This window comes from Niallia sp. RD1, from assembly GCF_024219955.1.
Classification (GTDB): domain Bacteria; phylum Bacillota; class Bacilli; order Bacillales; family Cytobacillaceae; genus Niallia; species Niallia alba.
In genome coordinates, this window is record NZ_CP100420.1 from 4133381 (window position 1) to 4153833 (window position 20453).

Annotated in this window: 40 protein-coding genes; 38 read left to right on the forward strand and 2 right to left on the reverse strand. The window is 34.1% G+C overall.

The window, feature by feature from the left end:
* Positions 1-8: 8 nt before the first annotated feature.
* From NKG37_RS19760 to NKG37_RS19805, 10 genes are all read left to right on the forward strand, one after another.
* Complete coding sequence (locus NKG37_RS19760) at positions 9-167, forward strand: hypothetical protein (RefSeq protein ID WP_254415175.1); 159 nt, start codon at positions 9-11, stop codon at positions 165-167.
* Positions 164-670 (forward strand): YopX family protein, encoded by a 507-nt coding sequence (locus tag NKG37_RS19765; RefSeq protein WP_254415176.1) that lies wholly within the window; start codon positions 164-166, stop codon positions 668-670. The genes NKG37_RS19760 and NKG37_RS19765 overlap by 4 nt, the downstream gene beginning before the upstream one ends.
* On the forward strand, positions 667-948 hold the full coding sequence (locus tag NKG37_RS19770) for a hypothetical protein (RefSeq protein WP_254415177.1): 282 nt from the start codon (positions 667-669) through the stop codon (positions 946-948). Before NKG37_RS19765 ends, NKG37_RS19770 begins: the two co-directional genes overlap by 4 nt.
* A 2-nt stretch (positions 949-950) precedes the next feature.
* A complete protein-coding gene (locus NKG37_RS19775) occupies positions 951-1799 on the forward strand; it encodes a hypothetical protein (RefSeq protein WP_254415178.1) in 849 nt (282 codons plus the stop codon).
* Positions 1800-1810: 11 nt separating this feature from the next.
* Positions 1811-2389: a dUTP diphosphatase gene (locus tag NKG37_RS19780; RefSeq protein ID WP_254415179.1), complete on the forward strand. Its 579-nt coding sequence runs from the start codon at positions 1811-1813 to the stop codon at positions 2387-2389.
* Positions 2390-2644: 255 nt separating this feature from the next.
* Positions 2645-2797 (forward strand): hypothetical protein, encoded by a 153-nt coding sequence (locus NKG37_RS19785; protein WP_254415180.1) that lies wholly within the window; start codon positions 2645-2647, stop codon positions 2795-2797.
* A 29-nt stretch (positions 2798-2826) separates the two neighbouring features.
* Entirely contained in the window at positions 2827-3012 is a 186-nt protein-coding gene (locus NKG37_RS19790; protein ID WP_254415181.1) for a hypothetical protein, read from the forward strand.
* Between the two features lie 38 nt (positions 3013-3050).
* Positions 3051-3209 carry a hypothetical protein gene (locus NKG37_RS19795; protein WP_254415182.1) on the forward strand — a complete coding sequence of 53 codons (159 nt, stop codon included), beginning with the start codon at positions 3051-3053 and terminating at the stop codon, positions 3207-3209.
* Positions 3210-3250: 41 nt separating this feature from the next.
* Positions 3251-3832, forward strand: coding sequence for a hypothetical protein (locus tag NKG37_RS19800; protein ID WP_254415183.1), 582 nt, complete (start codon positions 3251-3253; stop codon positions 3830-3832).
* A gap of 103 nt (positions 3833-3935) precedes the next feature.
* Entirely contained in the window at positions 3936-4379 is a 444-nt protein-coding gene (locus NKG37_RS19805; RefSeq protein ID WP_254415184.1) for a DUF3310 domain-containing protein, read from the forward strand.
* A 131-nt stretch (positions 4380-4510) separates the two neighbouring features.
* On the opposite strand, the gene NKG37_RS19810 is transcribed toward NKG37_RS19805, so the two are convergent.
* Together NKG37_RS19810 and NKG37_RS19815 are read right to left on the reverse strand one after the other, a co-directional pair.
* Positions 4511-4705 (reverse strand): ribbon-helix-helix domain-containing protein, encoded by a 195-nt coding sequence (locus NKG37_RS19810; RefSeq protein WP_061795987.1) that lies wholly within the window; start codon positions 4703-4705, stop codon positions 4511-4513.
* Between the two features lie 94 nt (positions 4706-4799).
* Entirely contained in the window at positions 4800-4958 is a 159-nt protein-coding gene (locus NKG37_RS19815; RefSeq protein WP_254415185.1) for an Arc family DNA-binding protein, read from the reverse strand.
* A 147-nt stretch (positions 4959-5105) separates the two neighbouring features.
* Here NKG37_RS19815 and NKG37_RS19820 point away from each other — a divergent pair, with 147 nt between their 5' ends.
* The 28 genes from NKG37_RS19820 (at position 5106) to NKG37_RS26180 (ending at position 20448) form a co-directional block, all read left to right on the forward strand.
* Complete coding sequence (locus tag NKG37_RS19820; protein WP_254415186.1) at positions 5106-5261, forward strand: hypothetical protein; 156 nt, start codon at positions 5106-5108, stop codon at positions 5259-5261.
* Positions 5262-5401: 140 nt separating this feature from the next.
* Positions 5402-6067, forward strand: coding sequence for an ORF6N domain-containing protein (locus NKG37_RS19825; RefSeq protein ID WP_254415187.1), 666 nt, complete (start codon positions 5402-5404; stop codon positions 6065-6067).
* The gene (locus NKG37_RS19830; protein ID WP_254415188.1) at positions 6064-6819 is read left to right on the forward strand and encodes a phage antirepressor KilAC domain-containing protein; all 756 of its coding nucleotides are present in this window, start codon (positions 6064-6066) and stop codon (positions 6817-6819) included. Before NKG37_RS19825 ends, NKG37_RS19830 begins: the two co-directional genes overlap by 4 nt.
* A 110-nt stretch (positions 6820-6929) precedes the next feature.
* Positions 6930-7706: a helix-turn-helix domain-containing protein gene (locus NKG37_RS19835; RefSeq protein ID WP_254415189.1), complete on the forward strand. Its 777-nt coding sequence runs from the start codon at positions 6930-6932 to the stop codon at positions 7704-7706.
* The gene (locus tag NKG37_RS19840) at positions 7591-8493 is read left to right on the forward strand and encodes an ATP-binding protein (protein WP_254416427.1); all 903 of its coding nucleotides are present in this window, start codon (positions 7591-7593) and stop codon (positions 8491-8493) included. Before NKG37_RS19835 ends, NKG37_RS19840 begins: the two co-directional genes overlap by 116 nt.
* A gap of 11 nt (positions 8494-8504) precedes the next feature.
* Positions 8505-8666, forward strand: coding sequence for a hypothetical protein (locus NKG37_RS19845; protein WP_254415190.1), 162 nt, complete (start codon positions 8505-8507; stop codon positions 8664-8666).
* Positions 8667-8924 (forward strand): hypothetical protein, encoded by a 258-nt coding sequence (locus tag NKG37_RS19850; protein ID WP_254415191.1) that lies wholly within the window; start codon positions 8667-8669, stop codon positions 8922-8924.
* Positions 8902-9033, forward strand: coding sequence for a hypothetical protein (locus NKG37_RS26175; RefSeq protein ID WP_302183193.1), 132 nt, complete (start codon positions 8902-8904; stop codon positions 9031-9033). The genes NKG37_RS19850 and NKG37_RS26175 overlap by 23 nt, the downstream gene beginning before the upstream one ends.
* A 6-nt stretch (positions 9034-9039) precedes the next feature.
* Positions 9040-9309: a hypothetical protein gene (locus NKG37_RS19855; protein WP_254415192.1), complete on the forward strand. Its 270-nt coding sequence runs from the start codon at positions 9040-9042 to the stop codon at positions 9307-9309.
* A gap of 10 nt (positions 9310-9319) precedes the next feature.
* The gene (locus NKG37_RS19860; RefSeq protein WP_254415193.1) at positions 9320-9928 is read left to right on the forward strand and encodes a hypothetical protein; all 609 of its coding nucleotides are present in this window, start codon (positions 9320-9322) and stop codon (positions 9926-9928) included.
* Positions 9929-9940: 12 nt separating this feature from the next.
* Positions 9941-10168, forward strand: a complete 228-nt coding sequence (locus tag NKG37_RS19865) for a hypothetical protein (protein ID WP_254415194.1) — start codon at positions 9941-9943, stop codon at positions 10166-10168.
* Between the two features lie 48 nt (positions 10169-10216).
* Positions 10217-10729, forward strand: coding sequence for an HNH endonuclease (locus NKG37_RS19870; protein WP_254415195.1), 513 nt, complete (start codon positions 10217-10219; stop codon positions 10727-10729).
* 393 nt (positions 10730-11122) lie between these two features.
* Positions 11123-11356 carry a hypothetical protein gene (locus NKG37_RS19875; RefSeq protein ID WP_254416428.1) on the forward strand — a complete coding sequence of 78 codons (234 nt, stop codon included), beginning with the start codon at positions 11123-11125 and terminating at the stop codon, positions 11354-11356.
* A gap of 331 nt (positions 11357-11687) precedes the next feature.
* Complete coding sequence (locus tag NKG37_RS19880; protein WP_254415196.1) at positions 11688-11870, forward strand: HNH endonuclease family protein; 183 nt, start codon at positions 11688-11690, stop codon at positions 11868-11870.
* 32 nt (positions 11871-11902) lie between these two features.
* Positions 11903-12151, forward strand: coding sequence for a hypothetical protein (locus NKG37_RS19885; protein ID WP_254415197.1), 249 nt, complete (start codon positions 11903-11905; stop codon positions 12149-12151).
* Positions 12152-12192: 41 nt separating this feature from the next.
* Positions 12193-12921, forward strand: a complete 729-nt coding sequence (locus NKG37_RS19890; RefSeq protein ID WP_254415198.1) for an NUMOD4 domain-containing protein — start codon at positions 12193-12195, stop codon at positions 12919-12921.
* A 20-nt stretch (positions 12922-12941) separates the two neighbouring features.
* Positions 12942-13388, forward strand: coding sequence for a single-stranded DNA-binding protein (gene ssb / locus NKG37_RS19895; RefSeq protein ID WP_254415199.1), 447 nt, complete (start codon positions 12942-12944; stop codon positions 13386-13388).
* Positions 13389-13403: 15 nt separating this feature from the next.
* Positions 13404-13565 carry a hypothetical protein gene (locus NKG37_RS19900; protein ID WP_254415200.1) on the forward strand — a complete coding sequence of 54 codons (162 nt, stop codon included), beginning with the start codon at positions 13404-13406 and terminating at the stop codon, positions 13563-13565.
* Positions 13566-13816: 251 nt separating this feature from the next.
* Entirely contained in the window at positions 13817-14419 is a 603-nt protein-coding gene (locus NKG37_RS19905) for a dUTP diphosphatase (protein ID WP_254415201.1), read from the forward strand.
* Positions 14420-14609: 190 nt separating this feature from the next.
* Positions 14610-15110, forward strand: a complete 501-nt coding sequence (locus tag NKG37_RS19910) for a RuvC family protein (protein WP_254415202.1) — start codon at positions 14610-14612, stop codon at positions 15108-15110.
* Between the two features lie 4 nt (positions 15111-15114).
* Positions 15115-15321, forward strand: a complete 207-nt coding sequence (locus NKG37_RS19915) for a hypothetical protein (RefSeq protein ID WP_254415203.1) — start codon at positions 15115-15117, stop codon at positions 15319-15321.
* On the forward strand, positions 15321-15809 hold the full coding sequence (locus NKG37_RS19920; protein WP_254415204.1) for a hypothetical protein: 489 nt from the start codon (positions 15321-15323) through the stop codon (positions 15807-15809). The genes NKG37_RS19915 and NKG37_RS19920 overlap by 1 nt, the downstream gene beginning before the upstream one ends.
* A 324-nt stretch (positions 15810-16133) precedes the next feature.
* Positions 16134-16583, forward strand: a complete 450-nt coding sequence (locus NKG37_RS19925) for a hypothetical protein (RefSeq protein ID WP_254415205.1) — start codon at positions 16134-16136, stop codon at positions 16581-16583.
* An 831-nt stretch (positions 16584-17414) separates the two neighbouring features.
* The gene (locus NKG37_RS19930) at positions 17415-18329 is read left to right on the forward strand and encodes a terminase small subunit (RefSeq protein WP_254415206.1); all 915 of its coding nucleotides are present in this window, start codon (positions 17415-17417) and stop codon (positions 18327-18329) included.
* Between the two features lie 4 nt (positions 18330-18333).
* Positions 18334-19623, forward strand: a complete 1290-nt coding sequence (locus NKG37_RS19935; RefSeq protein ID WP_254415207.1) for a PBSX family phage terminase large subunit — start codon at positions 18334-18336, stop codon at positions 19621-19623.
* Between the two features lie 10 nt (positions 19624-19633).
* Positions 19634-19804 (forward strand): hypothetical protein, encoded by a 171-nt coding sequence (locus NKG37_RS19940; RefSeq protein ID WP_254415208.1) that lies wholly within the window; start codon positions 19634-19636, stop codon positions 19802-19804.
* A gap of 1 nt (position 19805) precedes the next feature.
* On the forward strand, positions 19806-20075 hold the full coding sequence (locus NKG37_RS19945) for a hypothetical protein (RefSeq protein ID WP_254415209.1): 270 nt from the start codon (positions 19806-19808) through the stop codon (positions 20073-20075).
* On the forward strand, positions 20068-20448 hold the full coding sequence (locus NKG37_RS26180; RefSeq protein WP_302183235.1) for a hypothetical protein: 381 nt from the start codon (positions 20068-20070) through the stop codon (positions 20446-20448). The genes NKG37_RS19945 and NKG37_RS26180 overlap by 8 nt, the downstream gene beginning before the upstream one ends.
* The last annotated feature ends 5 nt before the right edge of the window (positions 20449-20453 follow it).

The following is a 20453-nucleotide window of genomic DNA, read 5'->3' on the forward strand; positions in this document are numbered from 1 at the left end:
GTATTTATATGTTAGCTGAACGAAAAGAAATAGAAACATATATTGAGGAACCGCAGCAAGATACACATATTTTACTAGACCACAATCACAAGCTATGGCCCGTATATTTTTGGGTTGTAGCAAGTGTGATAGGAATTTTATTAGGGGTGGGAGTTGTTAATGGATGAGAGAGATTAAATTCGATGCTATCTATAAACCAACAGGTGAACATTTTAATCCTGTATCAATCAATTTTAATGATAACACAGTTGTTGGAAACTTCGGCGGAGTTATTGGAGACTGGTGCCACTTCTCTTTAGATGGAAATTACGGTGATGCAATTCTACGTCAATACACTGGCCTAAAAGACAAAAATGGTGTGGAGATTTATGAAGGGGATATATTACATGTCTTTGAAGACGGCCACTATGGTGGAGAATATTATGCACCTATTGAATGGGTTGATTATGAAAATGATGGTGAACAGTGGGCTTTTTTTGGAACTGTTTGTCTGAAAGTAAAAGAAATTAAACATTACAACCCCAATGTTAACACAATTTTCACCAGAGGTTTTTTAACTCGAAGATATGGCAGTTGTATAGAGCTATCAGAAATGACAAGTAGAAATTATTTTATCCAAGTAATCGGCAATATCTATCAAAACGCTAATTTATTGGAGGAATCAAAATGAGAGAAGGAGATTGGGTAGTAGTAGACGGGAAAATAGAATTTATTCATCGATGCACAGATACATGGGCAACAATCGGATCCTACGCAAAGGACATAACAACTGGCGAATATGTAGTAAATCATAAAGCAGCAAAAAGAATAGATGAAGTACAACCAGCACCTTTAGAGTTAGAAAAATCAGATATTATCGCAATGATTGGATTAGCGATTGATACGAATGATACAGAGTGGTTCTTATCGTTGAAGAAACAATTAGATACTGTAATGCAAGGAGTGTAAATATGGAAGTTATCAATGTTGGTTTATATGGTGGTAAAAGCATATTTGGAGGAAAAGAAACTCCGATTGAAGCAAGTGTTATTTCTTGTGATAAACACGAAAATTGTTCCTTTTTTAAAAACGGACAATGCCTAAATGTAAGAGCTCCGTTAAGTTCAGGGTGTAAATTCGGCTCTGTGAATACAGTCAGAGGATATACAAGCAGAGCAAAGAAGTACAGTCAATTTAAAAAGCAATGGCAAGATCAAGAACAATACAACAAATTAAGTTATCCACCACAAAAATTAGGAATAATCGATAATATTGTTGTTTTTCCTTATCCATTTATACGAATTACAAAGACGTATAGCGGAAAATACGTAGTAGAAGATCCATCGTTGTTTAGTAACAGCAATTCATATATCGAGTTAGAAAAATTCAATAGCGATTTGATATATCGCATCTGCTCTTATCGCCCACAAGCAATGATGGGTGGAGAAATAACGAGTTATCAGAAAGAAAAAGTACCTTTGTTTTTAGCACATCTTCAAGAAATTATGCCAGAAGTATATGACGATTTTATTGAAGCTTATCCTAAGTTTGGTAAGAAGATAGATTACGTTGGAAGAAAAGCTTTGTTAAAAACAATTAATCCATCTGAAATTAGCTATTACAGTAGAGATTATCCGAACTTAACTAATCATTGGTACTGGGATGGCGAATTTCTCAATTATAAAAGTGGCTATGTAAGTAAGGTTTCAATAATCGATGATTACGAGATAGAGACATTTAAGCTGAAACCGTCTGATAAAACAGTTGTAAAAATAACAAGCAATGAACAGGTAACATCAGACACTGTTTTTATAGATTAGGAGGAATCAAAATGAACCTACAAAAATTATTTGAAACGCAAAAGGTACTGCGTGACCGAATCAATTATCAAAGGGAAGATCGTTTTGAAAAATTAATATTAGCATTACTGGTTGAGATTGGTGAATGTGCAAATGAATGGCGAGGCTTTAAGTTTTGGAGTAAGAATCAGAAAGCCAGAACATCTCTAGAAATAGATTGTCCAGATTGTAATAGATATGACACTCATATGTGTTGTACTTGTCAAGGTCACGGAACAATCGAATTAGGTCCGGAAAATCCACTACTCGAAGAATATGTGGACGGATTGCATTTTGTATTGGAGATTGGATTGGAACATGGTGATGACATTGATTTAAAAAATCAAGAAACATTTCCCGAAGCGTCTAAAAGGGAGACAATTACTAAACAATTCACAAAGTTGTTTTCTATAAAATGGGGAAGGGACATAGGATATCAGAATAATTATATGCAAGGTCTTGAATTATACATCGGTCTAGGTGAAATGCTCGGCTTCACATGGGAGCAAATAGAAGAAGCTTATTTTGAGAAAAACAAAGTGAACCACGAACGACAAAATACAGGGTACTAAAATGAGCATAACAAGCCTGTTTGATATGACAGTTTGCTTGATGTGCAATGGACATGGGATGATTGGTAATAAGGTTTGTCAGCAATGTAAAGGATCTGGTGAACCTCCAGTGATAATTAAAAAGAAACCTAAGAAGGTATAGTATGAGTTTTCTTTTCGGTTTTTGGGTCGGTCAAGTATCTATATTTTTGATTGTGTATTTGGGATATAGGCACCAGGAGAGAAAACATAGATAACTAAAGTGAGGTGTATGAAATGTATTTAAAGCAAGTGCAGGAATTAAAGAAAATTACTTCTAATTTAAAAAAACAAGGGAAAAGCGAAGAAGAAATAAGAAGAGCAATTAATATCTATTTACAAGAATTCAAGCGAAAAACTAACCCTAATGGTGACTTAGATATTATTTAATAGACTATTACAGTGAAGGAGTGTTTAGGGTGAAATATCAAATACCAGATAAGTTTAAAAAGGGTGACTTTATCTGTAAATACCATAAATTAAAACTTAATATTGATGAAAAGTCGTTGAGACCATTAACTCAACCCCAAAAGACACAGGATAATAAATATGTTTTATGTGATGCTATTAATTGCTTAGACGATGCTGATTATAAATTTAGCTGATGAATAGTACGAAACTTATCCGCAGAAAGGGGTAGAAAATGAATAAGATTGAAAAGATGTATAGAAAAATCATTCACAGATTAATTGTTAAATACCTAATTAAATGCGGGGGTGGTTTCCATCATGGTTCTTATGGCGAAGGTGGAAAATACGTTAGATTATTTACAGATGAAGAATACAACAGAATGCGTTATTGAACAGTCCTAAACTTATCCGCAGAAAGGAAGGGTGAAGGGAAATGAATATAGAAGAGTTAGATAAATTATTAGGGGCATGTGATGGAAACCATTCTGTTATGTTTCCTTTGCTAAAAAATAGATTGGGAATTTATAAGGATCATGAACTACCTTTCCCGGAAGAATTCCTGTTCTTTGAAGATAAATATCTTATTATCAAGAAACACATAATTGAAAACAATATAAGCACTGAAATTGTAGATATTGGATGTCAATACGGATTTCAATCGGAAATATTTTTAGACAGTCCAAGTTATATAGGAATAGACTGTCAGCTGCACAAGTTTTTTAATCAAGACAAAGAAAATATAAATTATGTTGTCGGTTTGTTTCCTGATGTTAATGTGGATATAAAAGAGAAAACGGTAATTTCGTGTATGTCATTAGGTTATTTTAATAAATTGATCGATGAAGATATAAAAAAAGCCAATGACATTATCGCTCGCTCTTTATCTGTTGCTAACACTTTGTATATAAGCTCTACAGAAAAATTAATAAAAGAAGCATCTAAATACTACAAAGAAAAAACCATGTTATACGCTTCCAAAACGGGAGATTACAACATGTACGTATTAAGCAAATGATCATCTACACATGCAAAGAATGCGATAAATCGAAAATAGAGTATCGCATTCTTCCTAAATTAAAATGTGATTGCGGTAAATATATGGATGCGGAGGAATGGGAATGAAGTTGCCAAATAATTTCACGGTGAAATCCAAACAATATAATGAGACAGCTTTTGTTAAAAAAATCGATGAAAACAAATTTGTTATAGTTCCTAAAGGTGTTTCAAGTAAGTTGTTTTCAATGAAAGGATCAATTTATGAAAGAGATTTCGTAGAAGAATCTATAGAATGCGGGAACCTTATAATCATAGATAACCAAGACGAGTTAGACATCATCAACAAGCCGTCACACTACCACAAAAACGGAATTGATGTAAATGGATACTTAGAACAGCACTTCCCAAAAGAAGGCGAATTTACCGTATCAGAAGGCTTCTACATCGGCAATGTATTAAAGTATACATCTCGATATAAATATAAAAATGGATTAGAGGATCTAGAGAAGGCTATGTACTACCTTAGTAAGTTGATAGATATAGAGAAAGGGAAGTTGCCGTCATGAACAATCTCGGCAAAACTATTATCGACTTGCGCAGCTACAATGTAAGAATCATAGAAGGGGATAAAATTATCCCTGTTGATTCCTTGCAATGGACCTTTAGAGTTTTGGTAAAAAAATAGGATGCTCGGCTATTATCCTTGCATCCTCGACAATCTTTGCTGCTTCAATTGTTTAAAACCTAAACGGACAAGCTTTTCTATCGCTTGGCTGCGACTATCAATCTCGTTACGATGTTTAAACTTATCAATCATTACGAATAATTCTTCATCCAGTGTAATAGATGTTGTGGGTTTATAGTTTGGTTGTTTATAATGTCCTCTTTTCATAAGTAGGACCTCCTTTGATAAAGTAGTCTAATAGAGTAATAACACATTGCAAAAAAAAGTTGAATAATGATTCAAGTTTATGATAAAAAGGAAGTCATTCTTTTCCATCTTCCTTGTCTGACTTTTTTAAATGTTGTTCTAATACATGTTCTATTTCTTTAGCAACAGATCTTTTGTTAAGTTCAGCCTGCTTTTTAATGTTTTCGAAAATTTCTCCATCCATTCTTAAAGTAAAACGTTTTTGCTCAGTCATTTTTTAATAATACTCCTTTCGTTATTTGCGGTGTCTTTTAGCACCATTATAGTGCATAAAAAAATATTTGTAAATACCTAAAATGACGATTGACGTCAATAAAATGACGATGTATAATTAAACACGAGAGGGGGTGACGTCAATATTATGACTACAGATGACAAAGTCAAAGTTCCTTTTACTCTCAGAATGAAAAAGGATCTTAGTGATCGCATACAATACGAAGCCAATCAATTAGGTATTTCTAAAGCTGCATACATCAATATGGTATTGCATCAAAGTTTTAGAACAAAAAATAAATAAAAAGGAGAGATTCAATTGATTATTTATACGAATGAACTACCTCGTGGGGTAGTTTTCCAGATGGAAAATGGAAATGTATATATAGGAAAAGGGAAGTAATAGCATTGGGGGATGCTAATAACTTTGTTGGAGGTAATTTAATGAATTTAACTGTAATCAATCATAACAATCAACGTGTTTTAACTACAGCGCAATTAGCCGAATCGTATGGAGCTGACAAACAGCAGATAAGTAAAAACTATACTAGAAACGCCAGTAGATATAAAAAAGGTAAGCATTATTTTGCTCTAAACGGTGAAGAAAAAAGAAGTTTTCTAAACCATGTACAAATTGACGATGGTTCAAAAAACGCCACTACACTTTATCTGTGGACAGAAAAAGGAGCATGGCTGCATGCTAAATCATTAAATACAGATGCTGCCTGGGATGCTTACGAAATGTTGGTTGATGAATACTATTCAGCTGTTAAAGTGTTATCTGAAAGAGAGCAACTTATCGCATCTATGAAACTTTCTTTAGAAACAGCGGAAGAGATTAATCATATCAAAAGCGATCTTGATTTAGTTAAACATCAAGTAAGTGAAGAATTAACACTTAACCATGGTCAACAACAAACATTACATCATGAAATTAAAAAACGTGTGGAGTCCATTAAAAATGATTATGAGTTAACAACAAGAGAAATTTACTCACAAATACATAGTCATCTAAGAAGAGCGTTTGCTGCTCCTAAGTATATTTTTGTAAAAAGAAAAGATTTTGAAGAAGCGTTATTGTGGGTGAAAACATGGAGACCATTAATATGAATAGCGTTGATCATATGGATGATAATAATTTAATTTCTACTAAACAAAATGACAATGGAGACATTATTATTAGCGGCAGAGAATTACATGAGTTCCTGGAAGTTGATTCTAATTACACAACATGGTTCAAACGTATGTGTGGTTATGGTTTCGAACAAGGAATAGACTTTATTCCTTTTTTGGAAGAAAGTACAGGTGGAAGACCTAAAGAAGATCATCAAGTCAATTTAGATATGGCAAAAGAAATTTCCATGATTCAACGTTCTGAAAAAGGAAAGCAAGCAAGACAATATTTCTTACAATTAGAAAAAATGTGGAATAGTCCAGAAATGGTTATGAAGCGTGCTTTAGAATACGCAGATAAGAGGGTTTTGGAATTGCAAGGAGCAATTGAGAAGGACAAGCCTAAAGTAATATTCGCTGACAGTGTATCAGCTTCTAAAACATCTATATTAGTAGGTGAGTTAGCAAAACTAATTAAACAGAATGGCGTGAATGTTGGTCCTAACAAATTGTTTGAATGGATGCGATCTAATGGATACTTAATCAGAAGAAACGGAACTGATTATAATATGCCTACTCAAAAATCAATGGATCTAGGGTTGTTTGAGATTAAAGAAACTACTATTACTCATTCAAGTGGAGAAATACGAATAAGCAAAACACCAAAAGTAACAGGTAAAGGCCAGTTGTATTTCATTAATAAATTTGTAGAAAAAGAAAAAAGTCCAGTGCGGCAAACACTAGACTAAAAAAACACGATCTTTATATAGTTTATTTCCTGTTTCCAATTATATACTACTTTTTTATAAAAAGAAACAGGAACTTTTGTTCGATTTACAAAGATTGAAGGTGCAATTTTATGAACAGAGATTTTAAAGGTGTTTGGATCCCAAAAAGAATATGGTTAGATAAAAATCTTGGTTGGTCAGAAAAACTCTTGTTAGTAGAAATTGATAGCTTGGATAATGAATCAGGTTGTTGGGCAAACAATGGTTATTTTGCAGATTTTTTCAACCTTAGTAAAGATAGAGTTTCTAGGATGATAAACAAACTTAAAGATAAAGGATATATAGAAGTAACTATTTACTATAAAGAAGGCACGAAACAAGTAGATAAGAGAGTTATAAAAGTTAATAGATGTATAGGTGAAATTACCGATACCTATCTGAATAAACACCGGGAGGGTATAGGTGAAAACACCGATACCCCTATCGGTGAAAACGCCAAAGATAATAATACATCTTTTAATAATACAATTAATAATACAAATAATATATATATGCATTCTGAAAAGAAAAATGCTAATTCTAAACCTAAAAAAATAAACCTATCAGAATATGTTTCTATGACACAAGAAGAATATGAAAAGCTTATTGAACAGTTTGGAGAAGTAAATGCTAATGAACGTATCGAAACGTTGAACCTTTATAAAGGATCTACAGGAAAGAAATATAAGAATGATTACCTCACTATATTGAACTGGGCAAGGAAAGAGAAGAAAGGAGCAAATAATGGAACCAATATCCGACGTAATGAAAACGCTCATGCAGAAGCATCCAAAATTAGCGAAACGAATGAACGAAGAAAAAAACTCGCTAACATCAAATCCAATACAGATATTGACATCTCCTTCTAATGACTGCCCATATAACAAATGTGATGGCAGCGGATGGATATGGAAAAGAGACTGGTCTAAAAGAAGTATTCCTGGTGCTGCGGATGAATGGAAAGAACAATGCGAGTGTTATGAACAAATGATGAAGCAAAAACACATAGAGAAAAGGTTAGAATTATCTAATGTTCCTCCTATCTTTAAAAATGCGACGGTTGGATCGTTTAATCCTAACGTATACAAAAAGAAAGAAAGTATAGAGATTGCTGGCGTTGCAAAGAAAGCGGCCGCTAATTACGTTACGAACTTTAGAATGATGCAAGAGAAAGGAAAAGGAATCTATTTATATAGCAAAGTAAAAGGGAGCGGTAAAACAAGACTAGCTTCAAGTGTTGCTAACGCTTTAGTAAAAATGTATGGAGTGAACATAGCGTTTTTGAAATCAGATGATCTTATGGACTCTATTAAGAATACGTTTAACGCAGATTCCGCCATTACTGAAAAAGATATTATTAAAACTTTTCGCGAAGTCGATGTGCTGGTTATAGATGATGTAGCGGTAGAGAAAAACAGCGACTTCTCGGAAAGGATTTTATTTAAGATATTAGATTACCGTTTAGAACGGTTTAAAGCCACTATTTTCACGTCTAATCGAACGATGGGTGATATTGGTCAGATATATAAAGAAGGGCGAATAGAGAGCCGTATAAGAAAGATGGCAATAGAAATATACTTACCAGAAGAAAGCGTACGCGATGGAGAAGCAGAAAAAGAGAATGAGGAATTGGAAGGTATCTTATTCAAAAATTAGGAGGAGCGATTATGAATAGAAAAGTAGAAGTAATCATGAGTGAATATGTACAACCTTTCGAAGATCAAGTAAACGAAATGTTAGTTATTGCGGATAATCCTAAAGTAACGTATTCAACTGGTATTTATAACGGAAAATTATTATTCATCGCGTTCGTGGAGTGTGACGCTTAAATGGACCGGTACTTCTATACAAATCTGCAAAGAGACGGAGCGCATGCTGAAGAAGAGATAAAAAAAGCTATAGCTGATTTGGTGAGCAGAGGTTTTGAATTAATATATGGACCGGAATGTAATTTACGACAAGCGAAAACATTTACTCAAGATGAATATGGTCGTCATGTATTTAGAGAAAATATTCAAAGTCAATTATGGAGAGCGAGATTAAGAAAGGAAAAGGTGAGAAATCATGGAACAACAAGTATTAACTAAAGGTCAACTAGAAAGATACGAGATATTTCATACAACATGGAAACATTATTTAGCTTCCGGATTGGTAAAGTGTTCATTTGAGCAATGGCTAACACCACAAGCGAAGTGATCGAGTATGTCAGAATTGCAGGTGATTGGACAAATAGAGAATACTCATTTAATTAAAACAAGAAACGGAATCAGGATTGCGATGGAGAGAATGCCAGTCGATTGGATATGGTCGAATAAAGAGGTAAAAGAATTTAAGAAGTTGTGGAAAGAAGATAAGCCGCTAAGAGAAATAGCGTTCGAATTAGACAAAGATGAATTTGATTGCTTGCCTATGGTTTTTGAATTGTTATACCTAGAGGAAATTAAGCCAAGAGAAAACTGGAATATATGGTAGGCGTATAAAAATGGGTAATAGATTGGAACTATTGTACGAATTAGATAAATTATTTGAAGTATGTAAAGGTTGCCCGGCTGCAGGAGGAAGAACGGATTTGAAAGCGTGCAAGACGTGCGATACGTATGAGCAGATCCGTAATATAGGCAAGAAAATAGAGGAAAAAGAGAAAAAAATCAATGTGAAAAAAATTTCTGTTTCTGAATATATCGAAATGCGCTACAGAAATTTAAAGAGTGGAATAGAAATAGCAGAATATTTCGACATGACAATCTCGAAACTAAATAATTGGATAAAAAAACACCGCACAGAAGTTGATAAAGAATATAAAGTGCAGTTTGGCCCGTTAACGAAAGCGGAATTGGTGATAGCAACGAAAAACAGAATAAGTGAGAGCGTTGCAATGAATCGGATTACAAATAAGTTTTATGATCGTCAAAAAGCGATTACTCAAACAACAGAAAAAGAAGCGAAAGATACAGCGTGGAAAGAATTAGCGCATCTAGCAAAACAAAATAAAATACCATACAACACATATATATATCGTATTAAAAACGGTACGCCTCATATTGAAGCTGCAACAAAAGCAGCGTACAAAAGAAATAAAAAAGCGAATTAGGGGGATATGGCGATGTTTGATAAATATAAAAAAATAAAAGAATACGATGAAGTAAAGAAACAACTAGAAACAGCATTAACAAATTCTAATAGCCTAGTTAACTCTTTAAAAAATAAAATACATGATCTAGAAGAAGAAGTTAAACAGAAAGAAGAGTTAATAAATCGTAAAGATAAACAAATTGAAACGTATGTAGAAGAAAATGCACATTTACGAGCGCTGGTTCGTTTTTGGTCCTAAACTTGAATCATTGTTCAATAAAAACTTGAATAAGGGGATGTTAGCCAAATGTATAGTGAATTTAATCCATATCCGAAAAGCAAACAGTTGGCAGGACATCAAAAGGAGAAGAATAGACCAAAATTCAAAGTACAGAAACCGAAAAAACCTAAAAAGAAATTAGAAGTGTATAAAGGTCGCAGTGTTCCAGATAAAAAGACAAGAGGAAAAATATCAAAAAGTGATTATGAATTAGCAATAGAATTACACGGTTATGAATGTTGGGTGTGCGGGATATCACAAGGATTAGAGTGCCACCACGTAGTGCCTAAAGGATATTCTAAAGCGAGAAACGGTCGTGGCGTTGTATATAATTTGAGGTTTTTATGTACAGAACATCATAGAGGAAAAACAGGAGTACACCAAAATAGAGAATTGATGCAGAAGCTGCAGGACGAACACGAAAGATTATATGGGGAGCATTTTTATAAAGATGCTTGGGATCTTTTTAAAGAAAACTTAATACCAACACCAACGAAAGAATGCTATGAGAAATTTATGAAGTCACAGGAAGGAAGGTAATGCTATGGAGATTATATATGCACATCCGTGGTGGACCACGTTGTGGATTATTTTAATATTTGGATTTCTTAGCGAAATAGGGAAAAAGCGATGAAAAATACTGAGTGGCTTAAATGGCAAAAACAAATCATTCGAGAAGAATATGTAAAAGCGGGTGCTGCTAGTGACAAGACGAGTAGTAACACACAAATCAAAAAACGTTGATAATGACATGTTAACGGTGGTTACGATATTTGAAACTGGATGCAATAAGGTTAAGGCGAAGAAAGAAATTCCTTGGAGTAAGCGGCATCAAGTTTTGGTTAAAAGAAGAGATAAATACGATTTTAAGTGAGTAAAAAAATGAAGCAGATAGTATTTTAGAAAAAAACATAAAAATTGGAGGTAATTATGATGAAAAATACATTAGGAGATTTAAACAATCACTTATTTGCACAATTAGAAAGATTAAATGATGAAGATTTAGTGGGTGAAAAGTTATCGGAGGAAATTAACAGAGCTAAGTCAATCACTAGTGTAGCTACACAGATTATTGCGAATGGATCGCTTGTATTAGAAGCTAAAAAAATAGCTGAAAACAGTCTCGATGCAGATATTAAAGTGCCGAGAATGTTGGAAGGTAAGTAAGTAAGGTGGAAAGGCATTACTATACCGAAGAAGAAATTAAGTTTCTAGAGCAGAACGTAAAAGGGAGAACTAGAAAAGAATTAGCTGAACTGTTTAGTGAACGTTTTAATGTAAATCTTACGGAGCAACAAATAAAAGGAGTTACTAATCGATATAAAATGCGAAGTGGGATTGATAAGAGGTTTAAATCCCTCCAAATTATAAGGAGATAGGAACCGAACGAATAACCGTTGATGATTATGTAGAAGTCAAAGTTTCAACAAATAAGTGGAAAGCTAAACACCATCTTATTTGGGAGAAAGAAAATGGACCGATACCCAAAGGACATGTAGTGATTTTTGGGGACAAAAACAGACGAAACTTTGATATTAATAATTTGCTCCTTGTTTCTAGAAAACAATTGGTTAGGCTGAATCAAAATAATCTTATTCAGGAAGATACGGAGTTAACAAAAGCGGCTATTACCGTTGTAGATATTTATAGCAAATTAGGTGAATTGAAAAGAAGTAGATAACTAAAATGCGGTAGAAAAAGGAGATAGCAGCAATGCAAAATCAAATATATCTAAAAGAACTAATTGAACACTTAAAAAAGCAATTTGAGGAACATGGAGATTTACCTATTTACTTTGAAGATGATGGTAGAATCGGAAAGGAAACAATGCTACCAAAAGTAAATAAAATTTACACCCATAAAACATATGGCTTCTTGAATGATGGTTCTTTGGAGGTAGAAGATGAAAATTTATATGAAGTTGACCTTGATAAACCGATTATCAAAGCAATCTTGATTTAATACACAGTACGAAACTAATACGCAATAAAGGATGGATTAAATTGATATATCTCTATGATCCTAAAACTAATTTAACAACACTCATTTCTGTTGAAGATTTAGCAGAAATGAGTGGGCATGATAAATATTATATAAAACGAAAAATTGCAGAAAAGAAAAAACTCAAAAATATCGGATGCTATGTATCAACGGAAGAAGTTAGTCCAAAACAAAGAAAGAAATGGTATGAGTCGGAAGAATATCAAGATGAAGCGTGGAAAGAAATTATAGGGTCTGATGGAAAGTTTAAAATTTCCAACTACGGAAGAGTCAAAAGAATATATAAAAACCATGAAAGCTTTATGCTGCCGTATTTACGTAAAGGAAGAGGAAACCTTCATGTTAAGGCAATGTATAAAAATAAATATTCTGATTTTAAAGTTGGGTTGTTAGTAGCGGTGCATTTTATTCGCGAACCAAAAGAAGGGGAATACATTGCAAGGAAAAATGGAATAATCACGGATGATCACATGGGAAACCTTCACTTCTTATCGAAAGTGGAATTGGGTAAAAAATACGGATACAAAGCAAAGAGTAAAGAAGTCATTCAAATAGATAAACAAACAGGAGAAATATTAAACGAGTTTAGATCAGCGCGGGAAGCTGGTAGAAAAACACATTTTAGTTATCAAGCGGTTTTAGATAGATGTAATAAAGTATACGAATTTAAAAACGATAATTTCCTATTCTTATTTGCAGAAGATTATGAGCGTATGTATGAAGAAATTTAAACAGAAAGAAGGAATGATAAATGCTTAACAGAGTTATTTTAGTTGGAAGATTAACGAAAGATCCTGAATTAAGATATATGCCTAATGGTGTTGCTGTAGCTTCGTTTGTTATTGCTGTAAATAGAACATTCACGAATCAACAAGGAGAGCGAGAAGCAGATTTTATTAACGTGGTGGTGTGGCGTAAAGCAGCAGAAAGCGTCGCTAATTACTTAAAGAAAGGTTCATTAGCTGGCGTAGACGGAAGAATCCAAACTCGCAGTTATGAGGGACAAGACGGAAAAAGAATATATGTGACGGAAGTTGTAGCGGAATCTGTGCAATTTCTAGAACCTAAGAATAACCAATCGAACGGTAATCAGCAAACAAACGGAAATAATCAATATAGCAATCAAGGAAGATATGTGAATGATCCGTTTGCTCCAGGACAGCAGATTGATATATCGGATGATGATTTGCCTTTTTAAAGGAGTGAACAAAAAATGAAAATTTGTAAGTCTTGTAAAGGTAAAGGATGGAGTTTTGAAAAAGGAACAGTATTCACTGGAAAATATGATGTGATATTTGATATTAAATTACCAAGATATACAGACGGCATGGTGAAAGTAACCTGTAACAAATGTTTTGGGAAAGGTAGAAAATAAAGTGATGAATCTAAGAAAAGCAACACTACAACAATTAAACTACTTAGCACGCTATACCAATTATCGTACATTAGCTTTAATCGAGTTAAAAAGGAGACATCTTATTAAGTGAAAGAACAAAGACCACCTATCTGTAATTGTCCCTTTGCGGATAGGTGTATGGATTTAAAACAATGGCTAGAGTCAGAGTTTAAGAGGGACGATGCCAAAAGGACAAATAAGCAGTGTATTTACTTTAAGGAGATGGAAAAATGAATCTAGCTAAATTATTTGAAACGCAAAGGGTATTACGAGACAGAATCGGATATAACGAACCAGATCGATTTGAAAAATTAATATTAGCATTGCTGGTTGAGATTGGTGAATGTGCAAATGAGTTTCGTGGCTTTAAGTTTTGGAGTAAGGATCAAGAGCCGAGAGTAACTACTAAATGCAATAATTGTTCAGGTGAAGGTGTGGGCTTCTTCAGCGGAAATGAATATACAGGAAACAAACAAGTTTGTGTAGTATGTGATGGGACTGGTAAAGATAAAAATAAAAACCCGCTCCTTGAAGAATATGTGGACGGATTGCATTTTGTTTTGGAAATTGGATTGGAAATCAATGACATAGAGTTTAGACCAATTCGTTTGATTTCCCTTACAAATAATATTACTCAACAGTTCAAATCTATTTTTAAGATTGCTTCTGAACTTGATTTATCTATGTTGTTAATTGATTCAAGAAAGTATCAAACATTATTTAACAACTATTTGTTATTAGGTGAAATGCTCGGCTTCACATGGGAAGAGGTTGAAGCAGCTTATTACGCAAAAAACAAAATAAACCACGTAAGACAAGATACGGGATATTAAAAATATAGCCTGGTGAAGAAAATTCTTTATCAGGCTACTAACTAAATATAGAAATGGACGATTAACATGCTAAATAAACAAGACATACTATCAGACTTAGAAGCGACTACAAACTATAGCTATGAATATTTAAAGAGTTTATCAGATACAGAGTTGCTTAGCTTGTATGAGAAGAAAGGTGGTAAACCGAATGACTAGATACGTAGGAATTGATCCATCGACTAAAACAGGGTTAGTGATATTAAATGAGGATGGAGAAGTATTACATACAGAAGAAATTACAACAAAGAAAACAAAAGATCCGCAACGTTTTATTGATATCGCTAATAAGATTAAACATCGGTTAGCGTTTGGTGATGTTATATGCATTGAAGGATTCTCTTATGGATCGAAAGGAAAGGGAGTATCTACTCAATACGGAATAGGATGGCAGATACGTAGTATGCTAGTTACAAACGGATTCGATTATTACGAAGTTGCGCCGGGCGCATTAAAGAAATTTGCATCGGGGAAAGGAAATACAAAGAAAGACGAGCTAGTTTTGCCAATCTATAAAAGATGGGGATTCGAGAGTACGTCTGACAACATCAGAGATGCGTATATTTTAAGCCAAATAGCAAGAGGGATAGAAGAGTTAGGGGAACTAACAAAATTTCAATACGAAGTCGTTAAAACGGTTAAAGGGGCATAAGTAAATGAAGATAGAATTTTATACAAAATTAAAAGAAATGGCTGTAGAAGAGTCGGAAACATATTGGGGATATCATGAAGATGTTATTTGTATGAAAGAGACAGCAAAATATATTGAAAAAACACTTGAAAATGATGATGAAACACATGTCGTTATTAAAGATTTTAAAATACATGAAATTAACAAGGGTTTTTACGGGGAGAATCACTAATGCAGCATCCTATACAGGAAACACCGCTAACGCCTGAAGAATTGAAAGCAGTTATAAAAGATGACCTTCCTAGGGGAGCAAGTCTAGCAATTGCTACTCATAATGATATTTTGAAATCCATTAACGCAATGGAAGAACATCTTGATTCACTTTCACCATTTCAAATAGCAAAGCTAGAACATTATTACAATCGAGCGGAAAGAGAAGCGTGGAAGATCGCTGGATACTATAAGAGTCAATATCAATTTTATTTCGGTAGAGCCGCAACTGAACGTGGACAGAGTTATGTATATGAGCGTGAAACAAATAAAAGAGCCATCAATGATTCTAACTATGCAAGTCGTATTTTAGAAGGAGTCAATTTAGAAAAGTCAGGTATTTACGAAGGATATTTTGTTACCTGGAGAGGAATCGCTTTAAGTTACCAAGGCATGCAGAATACATTGAAAGATATGTTGAAGGCTATTGGGTTAGAAGGTGGCGCTTGATTATGTCTAATAGACTATTCATAAAGTAAAAATCAAATTATTAGAATGATGAAGTGAGTGTTTATAAGGAAAATATGGTATAATTGAGTTATATAATTACGGTTGAAAACTTGAACCATCATTCAATTTTCGTGAGGTGGTAAAGATTTATACTCCTAATTGGAAAATGGATTTAGATATAGAAAATAAATGCGGAAGTTGCGAAAACTACAGACAATATGTAAAAAATGGATATTATACTGCGAGAGGTACATGTCATCTGAAAGGTAAGTACAAAATGAGAACGGAAAGTTGTTCTAAGTATAAAAAGAAGGGTGAGTTAGGATGACTATAGTGGCTGTAGAACAAATAGGACCATTAAACACGCTAAAATTTTATCAAGATGTATGTAATCAAGTGGAATTTTATGAGGAAATGGTAGAAAGTATAGAAAATGAATGGAAAATACAATATGGGCTATTAAGTGGCAATCCTACACCTAATCGAAATGGTGGATTCGTACCCGTCCCGATGGATATTGTAGCTGGGAGAATGGATAAGATAAGTGACAATTACGAACAAATGAAGCAAACGTTAGAGTTCAGCAAGAAAATGAAAGAGAAAGCAGAACAGATATTAGCAACATTTGACGGAATAAAGCACAAAATCATTTATTGCTACTATGTCCAGGGAATGACACTAAAAGAGATAGCGACAGAAACCGGATATAGTTACGATTACATCAAGAAGCTTAAATCACAAATTGGCAGGGAATTAGATGGAGAAAAACTTTAACAATAGGTCACATTTTGTACACTGACACCTTGAATAATATGTGTTATAGTAATAGTATCAAATAATAATAATTTATAGCCTACTTTATTACTATTTGGTCTTTCTCCTTTAATTTTATGACCTATTTTTCTAATTCCTATCCAATATGTTCTTACCTTCTTTCAAAAGGCGCTATGATGTAAAAGTCTAGCGTCTTCATTTTTATGCGGTGTCGGAATAGGTAGACGATTAGATATCTAGTATGAGGTATCGACAATTCAGTAAGGTTAACTTTGCTATCGCCCAGTCAAATATCTCGTGAAATAAGAGAGGCGCAACTGAATGAGATGTTAACCATGTAAGGTGCAAATCCTTACCCGCATATTGACAACTAAATAAGCAACAAGCCTAATGGAGCTATATCCATTTAATAAACTATATAAAGCAATATATAGTTGGCTATACGCCACGCTCGACTGAGGGCATAAAAAAGACGCGCATACGCTGTACGGATGTAATCCACTAGTTCCTACTAGGGGCGGATGATAGGACGTGTCAACATGGGAAGATTCGCGAATATATGGAGTTTAGCTATTTGGCCAGTGGGGCGAATCAGGTATAAGTTATGGTTGCTTATATCAGTTTCAATATATTGTGTGTAAGATTGTGTAAGATGTATATGGTTGTTGACACTCTAGAGATAGGGTGTCTTTTTTGTTATCTGTAAACTGGGTGCTAAATACAAATATATAAGTCGTCGCATGAAGGGTCGCAACCTTCCTTATATGTTTAGTGCCTAGTTTAGAGAAAATAAAATCATCCATAAGTGATGGGAGTGTGAGGTGTAATGTAATGGCTAGAGAAAGAGATCCTAACAGAGACAAAGCATATCAATTATGGAAAAAGCATAATGGGGAAATAACGAATAGAGAGATAGCAAATAAGCTTGATATAAACGAAAAAAAAGTAGCGGTATGGAAATCGCGTGATAAGTGGGATAGCACTACAACAAGTGATAACGTTGTACAACGAAATAAGGTTAAAAAAAACAATGTTGTACAACAAAAGCAGAGTAAAACAAAGAATGTTGTACAACAAATTACAACAAAAGAGGAATATAAAGAACCGATTATCGAATCTGATAATTTAACGGACAAGCAAAAACTTTTTTGTATTTACTATTTAAAGTATTTCAATGCAACTAAGGCGTATCAGAAGGCTTATGGATGTTCTTATACTACTGCTAATACTGAAGGTTCCAAACATCTTGTAAAGCCACGTATCAAAGCAGAAATAGACCGTATCAAAGCAGAAAGGGCAAGAGCGGTACACTTAGATGTTGAAGCAATCATTCAAAAGTACATGGATATAGCTTTTGCTGACATAACGGACTTTGTGGAGTTTGGTCAAAAGGAATATGACGAAATGGACAAAGATGGTGAGCCTATCCTAGACGATAATGGAGATGTTGTTAAAAACTCTTATAGCTTTGTAGGATTAAAGAATGCTAATGAAGTAGATGGAACTATCATTTCGGAAGTAAAAAAGGGTAAAGATGGCGTATCAGTTAAATTAGCGGACAAAATGAAAGCTTTAGAAATGCTAACGAAATTTGCAGCTGCTTTACCTGAAAATGCTTTAAGGTTGTTACAAGAAGAGAAACTAAAAGCAGAAACAGAATTGACGCAAGAAAAAGTAAACCTTCTTAAAGGGCAAACGAAAGATACATCTATGATGGATGCTTTATTGGATGTAATGAAGGAATGATAATATGACTATTACTTTTTCCGAAAAACAGAAAAAAATAATTAAACTTCCATTCGATGTTACATTAGATGTGCAGGAAGGAACACCAAGATCCGGTAAAACAACCGCTTGTCATTTTAGATATGCGAGATACTTGATTAATAGCAGAGACGAAAATCATTTGATTGTTGCTTATAACCAGGAACAAGCATTTAGGCTTTTTATTGATGGTGACGGAACTGGATTGAAACATATCTTCGGCGAATATGCTCGAATGTCACATGATGATAACGGAGACCATTTGGTTATTTCAACACCTAATGGAGAAAAGAAAGTGTTTTATAAAGGTGCGGGAAAAGCAGATAGTGCAAAAGCTATTACTGGTATGTCACTTGGTAGCGTTGTATTTTGTGAGATTAACTTATTGCATATGGGGATGATACAAGAATGTTTTAGACGTACATTCGCAGCGAAGGATAGATATCACATGGCTGATTTGAACCCACCCGCTCCTAATCATCCTGTTATAGCAGAAGTTTTCGATGTGCAAAATACAAGATGGAACCATTGGACAATACAAGATAACCCAATCATTACAGAAGAACGTAAACAAGAAATATACGAAACTCTAAGTAAAAACCCTTATTTGCTACAGCGTGACTGGTTCGGCAAGAGGGTTATTCCTGCTGGTGTAATCTATAGCATGTTTAATTTAGAGAAGAATCAAATACCGGAATTAACAGGAAAGAAAATTGAAATGTACTTTAGCGGCGATGGTGGTCAATCTGATGCAACAAGCATGAGTTGTAATATTGTAACTAGTCACAAAGGCAAGAAGAGGGCGTATGACTTTAAATTGAATAGAGTGGCGCATTACTACCATTCAGGAGCAGATACAGGCGAAACAAAAGCAATGAGCGTGTATGCGAAGGAATTAAAACAGTTCATATTATGGTGTGAACAAACATATGGCATGAGACGTACAGAAGTATTCATCGATCCAGCGTGTAAATCATTAAGAGAAGAATTACACATGGTAGGAATACAAACCCGCCCAGCTAATAATAATGCTCATGACATAAAAGGTTCATCCAAAGGGATTGAGGTTGGTATAGAACGATTACAGAGCGCTATTACAAACGAACAATTTGTGTTAGTGGAGCAATCAAATGACCAATACGATCATTACAACTTTATGAAAGAGTTAGGAATGTATGCGCGAGATAAAAACGGTAAGCCCATAGACAAAGACCAGCACGCTTTAGACGAATGCCGGTATAGCAACAATTATTTTTATAAGAGATACGTACTATAGGAGGGGTAATATGAATAGTGAACATAAAAGAGCGATTGCTGATGCGATGGAAGAAGGGTTGAAGGAAGTAGGACATATTATACAACCAAGAGAACGAAAACTTATTGAAATGACAATTGAAATGACAATAAAAACTTTAGAAAAAATTGAAGAGATTAAGGCTAATAAACAGGAGGGATAACATGGCTAGAGAATTAGAAAAAACAGAATTCGAAAAAGCGGTAGAATTATTATCATTTTATTTTAATGTGGATGAATTCGAAGCCAAGAAATTAGTTGAAGATGCGTTTGCAAAAGCAGAAAACGCTGGTGATGAACGTGCTTGTTGTGGATACGTTAACATCGAAGTACTAACAATAAACATATCTTCCGAAGGTGATATATCCTCTATTGCAAAAGAGTTGAATCAATTAGTGGTGATGAAGAATAGAAAGGGTGGTATGGGTGCCTAAATACCGTAAGAAGCCAGTTGTTGTTGAAGCGGAAATATACAAAGAAGGTATGGAAGATGGGTTTTCGTTAGCGCCTATTGGTCCTAATGTTAGAGGGGTAATTAGGAAACCTTATATTCAAACATTAGAAGGAGAAATGTTTATTAACGAAGGTGATTATATTATCACCGGGGTTAAAGGGGAACGATATCCTTGCAAACCTGATATATTCGAAGAAACATATCAATCAGAAGATGGTGTTGGTCTAAATAATATAGTTATAGAACAGTTACTTGATTATATAAAAGAATTAGAGATGCACTTATTAGATGCTAGGAAACCTCTTCCAATTATGAAAGAAGATATCCAGCACTTATTGACCTATGAAGAATAGTTAGG